Annotated in this window: 14 protein-coding genes; 7 read left to right on the top strand and 7 right to left on the bottom strand. The window is 65.3% G+C overall.

The window, feature by feature from the left end:
- Nucleotides 1-3 precede the first annotated feature (3 nt).
- Both IY145_RS18330 and IY145_RS18325 read left to right on the top strand, forming a co-directional pair.
- Nucleotides 4-1,086: a polyamine ABC transporter substrate-binding protein gene (locus IY145_RS18330; protein WP_196409521.1), complete on the top strand. Its 1,083-nt coding sequence runs from the start codon at nt 4-6 to the stop codon at nt 1,084-1,086.
- Between the two features lie 79 nt (nt 1,087-1,165).
- Complete coding sequence (locus tag IY145_RS18325; RefSeq protein WP_196409520.1) at nt 1,166-2,296, top strand: glycosyltransferase; 1,131 nt, start codon at nt 1,166-1,168, stop codon at nt 2,294-2,296.
- A 38-nt stretch (nt 2,297-2,334) separates the two neighbouring features.
- Here the strand turns inward: IY145_RS18325 and IY145_RS18320 are convergent, their stop codons facing one another.
- A complete protein-coding gene (locus IY145_RS18320) occupies nt 2,335-4,494 on the bottom strand; it encodes a GumC family protein (protein ID WP_196409519.1) in 2,160 nt (719 codons plus the stop codon).
- 401 nt (nt 4,495-4,895) lie between these two features.
- On the opposite strand from IY145_RS18320, the gene IY145_RS18315 reads away from it, so the two are divergent.
- Genes IY145_RS18315 through IY145_RS18295 form a run of 5 tightly spaced genes read left to right on the top strand, consistent with a single transcriptional unit; the run spans nt 4,896 to nt 10,643 of the window.
- Nucleotides 4,896-5,144 carry an acyl carrier protein gene (locus IY145_RS18315; RefSeq protein WP_196409518.1) on the top strand — a complete coding sequence of 83 codons (249 nt, stop codon included), beginning with the start codon at nt 4,896-4,898 and terminating at the stop codon, nt 5,142-5,144.
- Entirely contained in the window at nt 5,144-6,301 is a 1,158-nt protein-coding gene (locus IY145_RS18310; protein WP_196409517.1) for an acyl-CoA dehydrogenase family protein, read from the top strand. Before IY145_RS18315 ends, IY145_RS18310 begins: the two co-directional genes overlap by 1 nt.
- A gap of 2 nt (nt 6,302-6,303) precedes the next feature.
- Nucleotides 6,304-7,215: an amino acid--[acyl-carrier-protein] ligase gene (locus IY145_RS18305; protein ID WP_196409516.1), complete on the top strand. Its 912-nt coding sequence runs from the start codon at nt 6,304-6,306 to the stop codon at nt 7,213-7,215.
- Nucleotides 7,175-8,182, top strand: a complete 1,008-nt coding sequence (locus tag IY145_RS18300; RefSeq protein WP_196409515.1) for a DUF1839 family protein — start codon at nt 7,175-7,177, stop codon at nt 8,180-8,182. Before IY145_RS18305 ends, IY145_RS18300 begins: the two co-directional genes overlap by 41 nt.
- Before the next feature lie 10 nt (nt 8,183-8,192).
- Nucleotides 8,193-10,643 carry a glycoside hydrolase family 2 protein gene (locus tag IY145_RS18295; RefSeq protein ID WP_196409514.1) on the top strand — a complete coding sequence of 817 codons (2,451 nt, stop codon included), beginning with the start codon at nt 8,193-8,195 and terminating at the stop codon, nt 10,641-10,643.
- Nucleotides 10,644-10,797: 154 nt separating this feature from the next.
- Here the strand turns inward: IY145_RS18295 and IY145_RS18290 are convergent, their stop codons facing one another.
- The 6 genes from IY145_RS18290 to IY145_RS18265 form a co-directional block, all read right to left on the bottom strand.
- Entirely contained in the window at nt 10,798-11,478 is a 681-nt protein-coding gene (locus tag IY145_RS18290) for a sensor histidine kinase (RefSeq protein ID WP_196409513.1), read from the bottom strand.
- An 88-nt stretch (nt 11,479-11,566) separates the two neighbouring features.
- Nucleotides 11,567-12,994 carry an amino acid permease gene (locus IY145_RS18285; RefSeq protein WP_196409512.1) on the bottom strand — a complete coding sequence of 476 codons (1,428 nt, stop codon included), beginning with the start codon at nt 12,992-12,994 and terminating at the stop codon, nt 11,567-11,569.
- 67 nt (nt 12,995-13,061) lie between these two features.
- Nucleotides 13,062-13,853, bottom strand: a complete 792-nt coding sequence (locus IY145_RS18280; RefSeq protein ID WP_196409511.1) for an energy transducer TonB — start codon at nt 13,851-13,853, stop codon at nt 13,062-13,064.
- Nucleotides 13,850-14,296, bottom strand: coding sequence for a TonB system transport protein ExbD (exbD, locus tag IY145_RS18275; RefSeq protein WP_196409510.1), 447 nt, complete (start codon nt 14,294-14,296; stop codon nt 13,850-13,852). The genes IY145_RS18280 and exbD overlap by 4 nt, the downstream gene beginning before the upstream one ends.
- Nucleotides 14,297-14,301: 5 nt before the next feature.
- Complete coding sequence (gene exbB, locus IY145_RS18270) at nt 14,302-15,096, bottom strand: tonB-system energizer ExbB (RefSeq protein ID WP_196409509.1); 795 nt, start codon at nt 15,094-15,096, stop codon at nt 14,302-14,304.
- On the bottom strand, nt 15,093-15,776 hold the full coding sequence (locus tag IY145_RS18265) for a Fe2+-dependent dioxygenase (RefSeq protein WP_196409508.1): 684 nt from the start codon (nt 15,774-15,776) through the stop codon (nt 15,093-15,095). The genes exbB and IY145_RS18265 overlap by 4 nt, the downstream gene beginning before the upstream one ends.
- Nucleotides 15,777-15,785 lie beyond the last annotated feature (9 nt).

Genomic DNA, 15,785 nt, shown 5'->3' with positions numbered 1-15,785 from the left:
GAGATGAGAATCCTCGCCGCATGTCTGTTTCTGCTCGGCGGCGCCGTCGGCGCGCAAAGCGCGGAACGGATCGTCAATATCTTCAATTGGAGCGACTATATCGATCCGGGCGTGCTCGAGGACTTCACCCGCGAGACGGGCGTCAAGGTCGTCTATGACACCTATGATTCCAATGAAATATTGGAGACGCGCCTGCTCGCCGGCAACGCCGGCTATGACGTCGTCGCTCCCTCGGCGACCTTTCTGCAGCGGCAGATCAAGGCCGGCGTCTACCGGCCGCTCGACAGGAGCCGGCTGAAAAATCTCGACAATCTCTGGCCGGAGATCGCGCAGCGCCTCGCCCGCTACGATCCGGGCAACGCCCATGCGGTGAGCTATATGTGGTTCACGACCGGCGTCGCCTATAATGTCGCCAAGGTCAAAGAGCGCATCGGCGACAAGCCGATCACCTCCTGGGATCAGGTGCTGAAGCCCGAGAATCTGCGCAAATTCGCCGATTGCGGCGTCTATGTGCTCGACAGCCCCGAAGATTTGTTCTCGATCACGCTCAACTATCTGAAGCTCGATCCCAATTCCAAGGAGCCGGGCGACATTCGCCGCGCCGCCGAGCTGCTCTCGGGGCTACGGCGCCACATCAAGAAATTCCACTCCTCCGAATATATCAATGCGCTGGCCAATGGCGACATATGCCTCGCGATCGGCTGGGCCGGCGACAGTTTCCAGGCGCGCAACCGCGCGCGCGAGGCGGCCAATGGCGTCGAGATCAATTATGTGATCCCGCAGGAGGGAACGCTGATGTCGCTCGACAGCCTCGCCATCCCCAAGGATGCGCCGCATCCCGAGGAGGCGCATCTCTTCATCGATTATCTGCTGCGGCCGGAGGTCGCCGCCCGCAACACCAAAATCACCAATTTCGCCAATGGCGTCGCCGCCTCGCGCCCGCTGGTCGGCAAGGAGATCGCCGAAAATCTGGCCATCTATCCGGATGCGGCGACGATGAAGCGCCTGTTCACGGTCACGGCTCCGGACCAGCCGATCCAGAAGATCGTCACGCGCGAATGGACGCGGGTGAAGACCGGCCGCTGAGCGAAACGGTTCGCCTCTTGCTCCAGAGAGGACGGCGGCGTCGCTGCTGTCTCATTTTGACGCATGACGGGAATCTTTCATGATCCGCGCGACCGAACGCAAGAAGACGCTGTTCCTGGTCTCGACGACGACGCAGCCCTGCGGAGTCGAATCCTTCGCGCGCCATGTGGCGGCGCGATGGGGCGAGTTCGGCCTCGAGGCTCGGCGGCTTCCTGTCTCCGGCGCGGCGGGCGACTGGGCCGCGATCTGGCGCGCCCTCGGCGAGGTCGACGCGCTGGCGATCAACCTGCCGGTGGTGGCCTGGAAAAAGGTCGTGCTGACGCCTCTCGTCGCGCTCGTCTTCGCGCTGCTGCGCGGGCGCGGGCGCATCCTCATCCTGCATGAATGGGCCGATCTCGACTGGCGCCGCAGGCTCGTCATCGGCGCCTACGCCCTCTTCGCGCAGCGGCTCGTCTTCTCCTCGCCCTTCGTGCGCGACGGTTTCACGAAAAGCGGCGTGACGCGGCTTCTGGCGACGCGCAGCGCCATCGCGCCTATCCCCTCCAATATTCCGCCGACGGAGCCCGAGGGGCCCTCCCCGGTCGCCGAACGCATCCGCGACGCGCGCGCGGAGGGGCGCATCGTCATCGGCCATTTCGGCTCGATCTACCCCAAGAAGCAATCGGACTTCGTGCTGGATGTCGCGGCGCGTCTGCGCGACGCCGGCCACCCAGTCCTCTGCCTCTTCATCGGCGGCTTCGTCAAAGGCGTCGATCGCGTCGAGGAGGAGTTTCGCGCCAAGGCGGAAGCATTGGGCCTCTCCGGGGCTTGTCTCGTGACCGGCTATGTGGACGGGTCTCGCGCGCTTCACGCGCTGTTCGCAGAGGTGGACTGCTTCCTCTATCGCTTTCCGGAAGGTCTCACCTCGCGTCGCGGCAGCGTGCTCGCCTGCTTGCAGTCCGGCAAGCCGGTCATCGTCAACGCGCCCTGCGACGCCGGCGAGTTCGACCATCACCGCGCCTATCGCCGCGCCATCGCCGACGGCTCGCTGATGCTGCTCCCGCATGATGCGGATGCGCGCGACTACGCCGAATATCTCGCGCGCGCCGAGCGCCGCTCGACGCGCCCGCTCTCGCCGCTCTACGATCAGTGCTGGCGCGACGCCGCCGCTGCGGTCGCCGCCTGCCTCGACGCCGAGCCCATGAGAGCCGCGCCTCTTCCCGCCGAGTGATGATCGCGAGCCGGAGGGCTCGCCGTCCCGCCGCCGCCTCAGGCGGTCTTGCGCGCCTCCGAGCGTCGCCGAAAGTCGCGCCGCGGCAGCCAGGGATCGCTGTGATCGACCCTGAGAATAAGGGCGATCTTGGCGCGCAGCGGCTCGGGAAGCTCGGCGATCGCAGCCTCTTCGTCCTGATCGCGGCCGAGCACCGGCGCCACCCAGTCGAGCCGCTCGAACATCGTCTCGTCCAATCCGACGCCGTCGCAAAGCACGATGTCGACCGCGGCAGGACGGCCGTTGCGGAACCCGTCCACGATGCGCTCGACCGCGCCCGCGCGCGAGCGCCGATCGATCGCGGGCAACGCCAGCAGCACGCTGTCGTCTGTCCGCACGAAAGGATCGTCGGCGTCGCCGAAGGCCTCGAGACCATCCTCGATGAGCACGGTGAGCGCCGCATTGTCGCGATCGGCGTCGACCAGCGCGACCTCGAGATTCTGAAGCCGCAGCGCCAGAGCGATATTGACAGCCATGACGGTGCGGATCGAGCCCGGCGCATCTCCGACTAGCCCGACGACGAGCGGCCGCCCCGCGCTCTCCTCGACGAGAGCGCACAAACGAGACACCACCGCCTCGAGCTCTCGGCGATCGGCGAAGGGCCGCACGAAGGGGATGCCGAGTCGCGTCAGCTCGAGCTTGTCCTGCGCCGCCGATGGCCCGCGCACGGTGAACTTCGTCGCATCGGTCACCGCGACGCGCAAAGGCGCGGCCTCCATGTCGCGCCGCCGCCCCTCCTCCGGGTCGAAGCCGCCGAATCCACGCTCGCGCAGAAAGGCGAGACCGAGACCCAAAGTGAGGCCGCCGACGAAGCCCGCGCTCGTCATCAGCCCGGCGCCGGGCGGGAAGCTGCGCGCGATCGGCGGCGTCGCCATTGTGATGATATGGGTGCTGGCGGCGTCGAGCTGACGCGCCTCGCCGGTCTGGCGGGAACGCGTGAGGAAGGACTCGTAGATGGTGCGGCTGACCTCGACCTCGCGCTCGAGATCGCGAAGCTTTACAGAAGCTTGCGCCGAGACGACGGCCTTGCCCTCGAGCTTTTGCATTTCCCGGTTCAGCGCTTCTTCGGTGCCGCGCGCCCGCTCGTAATCCTTGCGCAAAGATGCGGCGACGCGCGCGAGCTCCGTGCTGACGAGCCGCCTGGTCTCCGCGAGCCGCGCCGTCGCATTTTTGACGACCGGATGCTGCGGCCCGAGCTCCGCCGAGAGATCGGCGAGCTTTTGCGCCGCCTCCGCCTGCTGTCCGCGCAGAGCGTTCAAGGTCATGAGGTTCATATTGGCCGCGATGGCGGCGAGCTCGGTGTCCGAATGCGCCGCGCGCTGCGCCTGCTCGAAACGCGAGCGCGTGTCCTCGAGCCGCGTGCGGGCGAAGGTGAGCTGCTGATTGAGCTCCTTGAGCCGCTGCTCGCCGATATAGGAATCGCGCGTGCCGACGAAACCATTTTCCGCCTTATAGGCCTCGACCGCCTTTTCGGCGACGAGCAGGCGCTCGCGCAATCCGTCGAGCCGCCCGGTGAAGGAGGTCGCCGCCTGATGCGCCGCGTCCGAATGCATGGCCGCGCGCACGTCGATATAGGCCTGCGCCACAGCATTGGCGATGCGCGCCGACTTCTGCGGATTGTCGCTCGTCGCGGCGATATCGATGATGAAGGTGCGCTCCGGGCGCCGCACGATGATCTTGGTGCCCAGCGCGCGCACCGCGCCCGCGACATTCTCCTCCGGCGTCGGCGTGCGGCCGAACCGACCGAAAAGCTTGCCGAAAAAGGAGCTCGACGCGCCGAACTCCGGATCTTCGGTGAGCTTCTCCGCCTCGACGACGCGCTCCAGCACGACCTGCGAGGTCAAGATGCGCGTCTGCGTCTCGACGAAATTGATGAAGCCGGTCGAATCCTGGCCCTGATTGTCGCCCTCGAGGCCGGGAAGCCCGCGCGGATCGAGATAGATCTGCGCGGCCGCGACATAGCGCGGCGTCAACAGCTTGGTCAGCGCATAGCCGCCCGCCGCGCAGGCGAGCGCGACGGCGAGGATGAACAGCTTGTTGCGGAGAGCGAGCGCGATCACTCTTCCCGGCGTCACCGAGGAGCGCGGGCGCGGCGCGTCCGAGACCGCAGGACGTTCACGCTCTGCGAGGCTTTTCGACCCCGATTCATAATCCAACATCACGCGAGTTCCGTTCCGACGTCGAACAAGCGAGTAGAGCCCCGCATTCGCGTTGAACGCGACTGTTCCATTTCATGGTTAACGTTTCTTAAACCCCTCTCTCTCATTCATCCTCTTCATGTCGAAAATAGGGTCCGCGGCGCCGATTCGCTCGGCTGCGTGGGGCGTGACAGAAAACGGGACGCCTCGAGTGTCTCGTCAGTGTCCCGTCCATCATAGCGGCGTATCATTTTCACGCAAATCGCCGCGGAATTCTTTCCGAAACGGGTCAAATTTTACGGAACGAATTTGGCAACGATCAAATCCGCAAACTGTTCACCAACGAGCGGCAATTAAGCTGAAAATGCTCCGCAAGAGCGTATGGTGACGATGAAACTAGAGCTTGGTCGATGGAGATAACGATGCTCGATACGATTAGACGACTCGTCGACGAACAAGGACGTTTGTCCGTCGCCGCCGCGACGATCGGCGACGACGCCGATCTATATGCGACGGGCCTCACCTCCTTCGCGGCCGTGCAGCTCATGCTCGCGCTCGAAGAGACCTTCGACATCGAATTCCCCGATCGCATGCTCAATCGTCGCAGCTTCTCCTCGATCTCCGCGATCGCCGGCTGCCTGCACGAGCTCAAGGGTGAGGAAGCCGCCTGATGAATGCGCCGCTCGATCACGGAGCGAATGTCGTTGCGACAGCCGCCCGCCACGCCGACGATGTCGACCGCAATGGCCGCTTCCCGATCGAAGCGGTTCAGGCGCTGAAAGACGCGCGCCTGCTTTCGCTGCTGATCCCGATCGAATTCGGCGGCGGCGGAGCCTCGCTCGCCGATGTCGCGGAGATCTGCACCTCGCTCGGCCAGCATTGCGCTTCGACGGCGATGATCTTCGCCATGCATCAGATCAAGGCGTCGAGCCTCATTGCGCATGGCCGCGGCAGCGCCTGGCACGAAGCCTTCATGCGTCGCGTCGCCGATGAGCAGCTGCTGCTCGGCTCCGCGACGACGGAAGGCGGCGTCGGCGGCAATATGCGCAACAGCATCTGCGCATTCGAGCGCGACGGCGCGATCTTCCGCATCGCCAAGGAGGGCGCGCTCATCTCCTATGGCGCCTATTCGGACGCGATACTCGTCACGGCGCGCCGCGCCTCGGACGCGCCGCCATCCGATCAGCAAATGGCCGTGCTCGAGAAGAGCCAATATCGGCTCGAGCGAACCGGCTCCTGGGACGCGCTGGGAATGCGCGGCACCTGCAGCGAGGGCTTCACCTTCAGCGGCGAGGCTCCCGTCGAGCAGATCTTCACCCATGACTTCGCCGAGATCGCCTCGGAATCCATGCTCGCGACCGCGCATCTGCTGTGGAGCGCAGTGTGGTTCGGCGTCGCCTCGGACGCGCTCTCGCGCGCGCAATCCTTCGTGCGCAAGGATGCGCGTCGCCATCCCAACGGCCCGGCTCCCGGCGCGCTGCGCCTCGCCGAGGCCGCGAACAAGCTGCAGCTCATGCGCGTCAATATCGTCGAAGGGCTGAAGCGCTTCGCCAAGGCGCAGCAGAACGAGGACGATCTCAACTCGATGAGCTTCGCCGTGGCGATGAACAACATCAAGATCGGCTCGTCGCAGCTCTCGATCGAGATCATCAATCACGCGCTGCTGATCGCCGGCATCGCCGGCTACAAGAACGACACGCCGTTCAGCGTCGGCCGTCATATGCGCGACGCGCTCTCGGCGCAGGTGATGATCTCCAATGACCGCATCTTCACCAATCTGTCCACTCTGCTGCTCGCGCAGCGCATCGACCAGCGACTGGGAGACTGATCATGTGCCAGGCCTGCGACAGCTTCATGGATCGCCTCTTCGCCAAAGGCGTGCTGCATGAGACCGGCGTCGATGGACTCTACGGCCGCGGACAATCCTTCGAGGCGGTCATAGACGGAATTGACCGACTGATCACGCGCTTCGGCGCAGATGATCACGCCGAGATCATTCGCTTTCCGCCCGGCATGAATCGCGCGCTCTTCGAGAAGAGCGGCTATATGAAAAACTTCCCGCAGCTCGCCGGCACGGTGCATAGCTTCGCGGGAAGCGAGAAGGACCATCTCGCCCTTCTCGACAATATTCACAATGGCGGCGACTGGACCGGCGGACAAGCTGCGACCGACATCGTTCTCACTCCGGCCGCCTGCTATCCGCTCTATCCGATCGTCGCGCGGCGCGGTTCGCTCGCGGCCGAGGGCGGCCTCTTCGACATCCAGTCCTATTGCTTCCGCCACGAGCCGTCGAAGGATCCGGCGCGCATGCAGATGTTCCGCATGCGCGAATTCGTCCGCATCGGCTTGCCGGAGCAAGCCGCGACCTTCCGCGAATCCTGGCTGGAGCGCGCCCGCGACTTCGCCGAGAGGCTCGAGCTGCCGCATCATATCGATGTGGCGAACGATCCCTTCTTCGGCCGCGCCGGGCGCATGATGGCGTCGAGCCAGCGCGAGCAGGCGCTCAAATTCGAGCTGCTCGTGCCGATCGAGAGCGCGGAAAATCCGACCGCCTGCCAGAGCTTCAACTATCATCAGGATCATTTCGGCGAGCTCTGGGGCATCAAGACCGCCTCGGGCGAGACGGCGCACACCGCTTGCGTCGGCTTCGGCATGGAGCGCCTCGCGCTCGCCTTGTTCAAACATCACGGGATCGACACCAATGGCTGGCCGACCTCAGTCCGCGCTGCTCTCTCTCTCTGACGCTGCGCTTTCGTCGCCAGAGCCGACGAAGCCGCATTTCCGCCATGCGCTGCATCATCCAGAGCGCGACTGGCCGCAGACCAATTGCTATGTCGATCTCATGATCGAGCTCGTCGCCACGCGCGGCTTCGAGCCCGAGGCCATGCTCGGATTCACGCTGGCGCAGGACTGCGAAGAAGATCAGTTCACCTTCTTCAAGCCGCGCCTCGCCGATCTCGAGCGTCTCTACGGCCTGCGCGTCGAGGAGCTCGCGCTCTATGATCGGCTCGACGATCATATCGCGCGCCAGACCGCGCGCGGCCGCGTGGTGATGGTGGAAGTGGACGGCTATCATCTGCCGGACACGCGCGGCGTCACCTATCGCATCGATCACTCCAAGACGACGATCGGCGTCGCCGAGATCGATCTCGTCGCACGGCGGATCGACTATTTCCACAATGACGGATATTTCGCGCTGGACGGCGAAGACTTCGACGCGATCTTCGGCCGCGCCGGCGAGAAGCGCGATCCATCGGCGCTGTTTCCTTACGCCGAATTCGTGCGCTTCGACCGCGAGCGCGCGCATGCGGATATTCGCGGCGCCGCCGAAGCGCTCGCGAGCGAGCATTTCGCGCGCCGTCCGCTCGACAATCCGATCCGCGCCTTCACCGCGCGCTTCCCGGCGCTGTGGAGCGTGCTGGAGGCCCGCCCGCCCTGCTTCTTCCACAGCCTCGCCTTCAACACCTTCCGCCAGCTCGGCGCCAATTTCGAACTGCTCGGCAGCCATCTCGACTGGCTGCGCGCAAACGGCGATCTCGCCGCGGAGGCGGAAGCCTGCCGACGCATTTCCGCCGGCGCGAAAGCGCTGCAGTTCCAAGCGGCGCGCGCCTCTTCGCGCAAGCGCAGCTTCGATCCGCGCGAGACGCTCGACCAATTGGCCGACGTCTATGACGGATTGTTCGGAGGTCTCTCGGCGAAGCTTCGCTAAAGGCTCGCTTATGCGCGTGAGCGTCCAAGGAGAAGAGCGGCGGCGTCTCGACGCCGCCTGGTCTTTCACGATCGACGAAGCCGGCGAATGGATGGAGCCGGCCGCCATTCCCGCGCAAGCGCGCTGGCGCGCCGCGCGCGTTCCCGGCACGCTCGCGCAAGCGCTGATCGAAGAGGGCGCGAGCTTCGACGATCTGCCGCCGCTGGACGCGCTCGACGTCTGGTACAAGACCTCCTTCACCAATTCGGCGCCCGCCGAATTACGGCTGCACGGCCTCGCCACTCTCGCAGACGTCTATCTCGACGGACGGCTCACGCTGCGCTCGGACAATATGTTCCATTCGCATCGCATAGAGGTCGAGACGCCCGGCGCGCATGATCTTCACATCCGCTTCCGTTCCGTGGAGCGCGAGATCGCGACGAAAAGCGGACGCGCGCGCTGGCGGCCGCGCATGATCACGCCGGCCGGCCTGCGCCACATACGCACGACTGCGCTCGGCCGCCTGCCCGGCTTCGCGCCGCCGACACCGCCCGTCGGGCCCTGGCGCGCGGTCGAATTGATCGAGCATGGCGCTTTGCGTGTGCTCGACGTCGACATGCGTCCCGCTGTGCGCGAACATGGTGCGAGCCTGCGCGTCGCGCTCGAGCTCTCGAGCGTCGTGGATGCGGAGGCGCGCCTGCGCTGTGGCGATGTGGAAGCGCGCTTCGAGCGCCTGTCGGACAATCGCATCGCGGCCGATCTGCCTCTGCCCGACGCGACGCTCTGGACGCCGCATACGTATGGCGAGCCGCATCTCTACGCGGTCACGGCGCATATAGGCGACCGCCGCATCGATCTCGGCCGCACGGGCTTTCGCGACATCCGAGTCGATCGCGGCGCGGATGGCGCGGGCTTCGCGCTGAGCGTGAACGATATTCCCGTGTTTTGCCGCGGCGCCTGCTGGACCACGGCCGACGTCGTATCGCTGGCGAGCGAAAAAGCGGATTGCGCGCCGCTGCTGCGCGCCATGCGCGACGCCGGCATGAATATGGTTCGCGTTCCGGGCGTCACGCTCTATGAGAGCGATGATTTCTACGCTCTCTGCGACGAGCTCGGCATTATGGTCTGGCAGGATTTCGCCTTCGCCAATTTCGATTATCCGATTCAGGATGCGGCCTTCCGCGCCAGCGTCGAGAGAGAAGCGACGGAGTTTCTGGCGCGCACGCGATCTTCGCCGTCGCTCGCTGTGCTCTGCGGCGGCAGCGAAGTCTATCAGCAGGCCTCCATGCTCGGCCTCGCGGAATCCAAATGGCGGTCGCCGCTCTTCGACGAAATTTTGCCGAAGCTCGTCAGAGAAAGCCGGCCCGACACGATCTATGTAGAGAATTCGCCCTCCGGCGGGCCGCTGCCCTTCCATGTCGACAAGGGCGTGTCGCATTACTATGGCGTCGGCGCCTATCGACGCGGGCTCGATGACGCGCGTCGCGCCAATGTGCGTTTCGCCTCGGAGTGTCTCGGCTTCGCGAATATAGCGGACGACGCCGCGCTTCGCCGCGACTTCGGAGACGAGCCACTCGCCTCGCCGCTCTTCGCCGCGCGCGTCGCACGCGACATGGGCGCGACACAAACATTCGGCGACGTCACCGAGCATTACATGCGCCTGCTCTATGGCTGTGATCCAGCGACGCTGCGCGAGAGCGATCCGCAGCTCTATCTCGACATAGCGCGCGCGGCGGTCGCCGAGACGATGGAAGCCGCGATCGGCGAATGGCGGCGCGGCGGCTCCACGACGCATGGCGCTATCGTCTGGTTCTTCAAGGATATGTGGCCCGGCGCCGGCTGGGGCGTCGTGGACGTGCATGGCGAGCCGAAATCCGCCTGTCACGCATTGAAGCGCGCCTTTCGCCCACTGTCTCTCATTTTGACCGACGAAGGCGTCAACGGCCTCTTCGTCCATTTGCGCAATGACAATCCACAGCGCGTCGAGGGTGAGATATCGCTCGCCTGCTTCCGCGACGGCCATGTGCCGGTGATGAGAGCGAGCCGCAGTGTCGCGGTCGAGCCGCATAGCGTCGCGACATTGCGCGATGCGGAATTTTGGGGCGGCTTTTTCGACACGGCGCTCGCCTATAATTTCGGTCCTCCGTCGCATGACTTGACTGTCGCGCGCTTCATCGGCGCGGGAGACGGCGTCGAGCTCGACGCCTTCCATTTTCCGCTCGGACGGAGCGCGGTGAAATCGCAACTCGGACTGCGAGCCGAGATCGAAGAAGACGACGATGGATTCATCCTCGCCCTGACGACGGACGTCGCCGCGCAGTCAGTGGCGGTCGACGACGAATTCTATCTCCCTCGCGAAAATTGGCTGCATCTTTCTCCGGGCTCGACACGGCGCATTCGCCTCGTCGCGCGAACATCGGATGCGCCGCGCCCGAAAGGAGTGGCGAGAGCGCTGAACGGAGAGGCGATCCGCTACGGCTAGCTTCCGATCCGATCGGAAGACTCTAGACTTTTGACGCGTTTCCAACGCCGAACCGGCATCCACTTCGGCTGGAAACGCTCTCGCTTTTTCGTTCGGAGAGAATTCTCATCGCTCGAACGATTCCGTTCGAGCGGAAAGCGCCGAGTGACGCGCTTCATCCCACATGTTCCGGGAAATCGAGCCGCACCAATGCGCCCTGCGGAAGACGCTCGAAAAAAGCTTCTCCCTTCAGTTGCCGCGCGAGACCTCGCATCAGCTGAAGCCCATCGCCCTTCACCACATTCGCGGGGTCGAAACCGCAGCCATTGTCGGCGATCGTCAGCTCGAGCCGGTCGCCGATACGGCGCAGGCGCGCCTTCACTTCGCCATGCGCTTCGCCTGGAAATGCGTGCTTCATCGCATTGGTGACCGCTTCGACATAGACGAGGCCGACGCATTGCGCGCGGCGATAGTCGAGAAAAATATCCTCGTCTGCGATCGTCTCTCCGACGATACGATCGTCGAAGGCTTTGCGTCGCGCTTCGGAGAGCGCCCAGAGATAGGAGGACATGCAGATTTCTGCTTCGTCGTCCTCGTCGAGCGCATTGTGAAGCTCCACGGCGCTGCGCAGGCGCATGGCGCAATTGCTGCATCCTTCCGGCTTCTCGAGACGCCGTGATTGCGCGGAGATCAATGTCGCCAGAGCCTGAAGATCGTTGCGCACGCGATGGCGCAGCTCGCGATAGCGGTCTTTTTCGGCGCGCAGCTCGGCTTTTACGCCCGCGAGCTCCGCCTCGAGCTCGGCGATCTTGTCGTTGCCCTCGACAGTCGAGGTTACGCCCGCGACTTCGCTCATGCAATCCGATCCTTCCGAGCGACGAGACAACAGCCGTTCGCACGGACCAATTTTCAATTATCTGAAGCGGGCGTCGTGAATTTTCAAGCTACACGTCGGCAGATCTCGCGCGCGCCAATTTGCTGCGCCGCCGCCCATAGGAAAAATAAACGATCAGCCCCAGAACCATCCAGATCGCGAAGCGCTCCCAGGCCGCCGCGGGCAGTTTGGAGAGAAGCCAGAGCGAGAAGCCGACGCCGACCAGCGGTGTCCAGGGCGAGAGCGGCGTTCGAAAGCTACGCGGCGCATCCGGCCGCGTGCGCCGCATCACGATCACGCAAATGCAGATGACGACGAAAGCCGAAAGCGTGCCGATATTCACGAGCTCCGCCACTTCACGGATCGGGTAGAGCCCGGCGACGACGGCCGTCGACGCGCCGATGACGAGCGTGGGACGATGCGGCGTGTGGAAGCGCGGATGTGCATGTGAGAGCCAGGTCGGCAGCAATCCGTCTCGGCTCATGGCGAAGCAGATGCGCGCGCAGCCGAGCAGAAAGGCCAGCATGACGCTGATGATGCCCGCGACCGCCGCGACCGAGATGACGAAGGTCGCCCAGGGCAGGCCGACGGCGGTCAAGGCCGTGGCGACAGGCGCCGGATTGTTCAGCGTGTCGTAGCGCACCATGCCGGTGAGCACGAGCGACATCACCACATAGAGCGTGAGTGCGACGCCGAGGGAGAGCAGCACTGCGCGCGGCAATTGGCGCTGCGGGTCTTTCGCCTCCTCGGCCGCTGTCGTCAGCGTGTCATAGCCGAAGACGGCGAAAAACACGACCGCAGCGCCCTCGACGACGCCGCCGAAGCCGAAAGGCATGAAGGGCGTCCAATTCTCGACGCGCACATGCGGCAACCCCACCGCGACGACGAGAAGAACCGCGGCCGTTTTCACCACCACCATGACGGCGTTGAAGCGCGCGCCCCATTCGATGCGCAGCACGAGCACGCCGGCGACGAAGAGCGCGCCCAATATGGCCGCGAGATCGACGATCCTGCCCTCCCCCGTTCCGGCCGCGCCCGAGGCCCAGACCGGCAGAGCGAGGCCGAGCTGGCCGAGCAGCGCCTGCAGATAGCCGGACCAGCCGATGGAGACGACCGCGACGACGAGCGCATATTCGAGCAGCAGATCCCAGCCGATGATCCAGGCCGCAAGCTCGCCGAGCACCGCATAAGCGTAAGTATAGGCGCTGCCGGCGGCCGGGATCATGCCGGCGAATTCCGCGTAGCAGAGCGCGGCCGCGGCGCTGGCGACGCCGGCGATGAGGAAGGACAGCGAGACCGCCGGACCGGCCTGCGTCGCCGCCACCACGCCGGTCAAAACGAAAATGCCGACGCCGATCAGCCCGCCGAGGCCGATGCTGGTCAATTGCCAAAGGCCGAGCACGCGGCGCAGCTCGCTCGGCCTGCCGGACTCGGCCCGCAGCGTCTCGAGCGGTTTGACGCGCGCGAGATCGCGCAGGAAAGAGCCTCTCTCGGTCATGCGGTCCCTTCGGTGACGGAGTCGCGTCCCCGAAGCTTAGCATGTTCCGCGGCGACGGCTCGCCGGCTCAGCGCTTGTCGGCGCGAAACTGCACCGGCATCTCGAAGCCGAGCCCCTCGTCCGCCACGGCGGGCGGCGGCGGCGGCATGGGATCGGCGCGCTTCATCATGGCGAGGGCCGCCTCGTCGAAAGCGCGGTCGCCCGAGGACCGCTTGATGCTGGCGCTCACCAAATGGCCCAGTCGGTCGAGCTTGAAAGCGATCGCGACATCGCCGGCGCGCCGTCCGACCCCACTCGGATAGCGCTTCGCGCGCTCGATATGGGCCATCAGCGATTTCTGCCAGGTGAGCTTGGCGGCGCGGGCGGCCTTGTCGGCGCCTTGCGCGGGCGCGACGGCGCGCGGCGCCTCGGCGAGCGCCTCGCTCTTGGGCGGCGCGGCCGCCTCGGACGCCGCCGATTCCGCGGAGATCACCGGCGTCGCCTCGCGCTTCGTCGGCTCCTCGACAGGCTTCTCGTGCTTTTCGGCGATCGCATAATCGGCGTCGTCGGCCTCGACGCGGGCGATTTTGGGATCGTCATTGTCCTTGGTCTGCGAGGCGGCGACCGCCGGCGCGGCGGCCGCGGCCTCGTCGGCCAGAGGGCCCGGCGGCGCGTCGGGCGCATCCTCGACATGCGGCGCGGCGGGAGCGAGGCTGATCTCGATCGCCGGGGCGCCTGTGGCGTCATCGTCCGGCTCGATCTCGAAGACGACGAAAATGGCGGCCAGCGCAAGAAGATGCGCAGCCAGCGCAGCCAGCGCCGCGCCGCTCCAGACACGGCTGTTCGGTCCCGAATTGCCGAGATCGGCGGCGACGCTCATTTCGTCGCCCCGCCTGTCGCGGCGCCGCCGGCGTCGAGCGCGACGAGCGAGACCTTCGCATAGCCGCCTGCGCGCAGTCGCTCGAGAATGGCCATCATCTCGCCATAGGGCACGGCCGTGTCGGCGCGCAGGAAGACGCGCTTGTCCTTGTCGCCGCCGGCGAGCGCGTCCAGCGAAGCCACGAGATCATTGCGCTTCACCGGCGTCTCGCCCAAAGCCAATGCGAGATCGGCCTGAATGGTGAGATAGACCGGCTTGTCGGGCTTGGCGTGCGTCGCGGCGCTCGCGGCCGGCAGATCGACGGGAAGATCGACGGTGGCGAGCGGCGCCGCCACCATGAAGATGATCAGCAGCACGAGCATCACGTCGATGAAGGGCGTGACATTGATCTCGTGCGTCTCTTCGAGCGCGCCGCGCGGCGAACCTCCGATATTGCCGGCCATTGGCGTTACTCCGCGGCGCGCAGAGCGGCGGGCGCCTGCTGGACGCCGCGATCGAGATCGCGCGAGACGATGCGCAGCAGTTCGCCGGAGAGATTGGAGACGAGCTCGAGATAGGAGCTCGTGGAGCGCGCCAGATGATTATAGATCAGCACCGCGGGGATGGCCGCGAAGAGGCCGACGGCGGTGGCGAGCAGCGCCTCGGCGATGCCCGGCGCGACGACGGCGAGATTGGTCGTCTGCGCTTTCGAAATGCCGATGAAGGCGTTCATAATGCCCCACACCGTGCCGAACAGGCCGATGAAGGGGCCCGTGGAGCCGACCGAAGCGAGCAGGCCCGTGCCGCGACGGATGGAGAGGCTTTCGGCGCGCTCGATCTCCGCGAAGCTCGACGCGACGCGCTCCTTCAAACCGCCGGCGGAAGAAAGATCGGAAGAGAGACGGAATTCGCGCAGCGCCTCGGCGATCAGCGCGCTCGCCAGAGGATCGGCGGCGCCGAGCGCGAGACGCGCCTCCGCGAGGCCGCGCGCATCCTGCAAACGTTCGATCGAGTCGCGAATGCGCGTGCGTGCGCGCTTCAATTCGATCGTCTTGGCGATGAGCACGGTCCATGTGCCGATGGACGCCGCGAGCAGGCCGAGCATGACGATCTTCACGACGATGTCGGCGTTGAGAAACATGCTCGACACGGACAGATCATGCGGACGATTGACGATGTCCGCGCGCCCTTCCGCGAAAGCGAGAGAGGTCGATAGGAGGAGCGACGAGGCCGCGATCTCTAACGTCTGGAATGACCGTTTCATGCTTCCGCCCATATGCGAATGAGATTGTGGTAGACGCCTGTCAGCTTGACGCAGGCCGGATCGCCCGCTCCGAGCCTCCCCGTGAGATCTTGAATCGTCTGGTCCAAATCGAATAGCAACGAACGTACCACGTTGTCGCGAATCATGCTTTGAAGCCAGAAGAAGGAGGCGACGCGCTCACCACGCGTCACTTCTCGCACGAGATGCAGGCTGGTCGAAGGATAGAGCACCAGATGACCGGCAGGCAGCTTCACTTCCTGCGCGCCATAATGGTCCTCGATGACGAGCTCGCCGCCGTCGTATTCGTCGGGGTCGGCGAGAAACAGAGTGACGGAGAGATCGGTGCGAATGCGCACCGATGTGCGCGGCACGCCGCGAATGGCGTTGTCGACATGCAGGCCGAAGTCGTGTCCTGCGCCATAACGATTGAACAGCGGCGGGAAAATCCGCAGCGGCAGAGCGGCGGAGACGAAAGTCGGACAGGCTGCGAGCGCATCGAGCACGAGATCGCCCAATTCGCGGGCGGCGGCGCCGTCTTGCGGCAGCTGCAGATTATTCTTCACCAGGCTCGATTGCGAGCCTGCGGTCGTGCGGCCGTCTTCCCACACGGTCTGCGACATCACGTCGCGAAAATAGGCGACCTGCCGCGCATCGAGCACATCGGGTATGCAGATCAGCATGGCGCGACC

It is taken from the genome of Methylosinus sp. H3A (genome assembly GCF_015709455.1).
GTDB lineage: Bacteria > Pseudomonadota > Alphaproteobacteria > Rhizobiales > Beijerinckiaceae > Methylosinus.
This window is presented reverse-complemented; position numbering and strand designations above follow the sequence as displayed.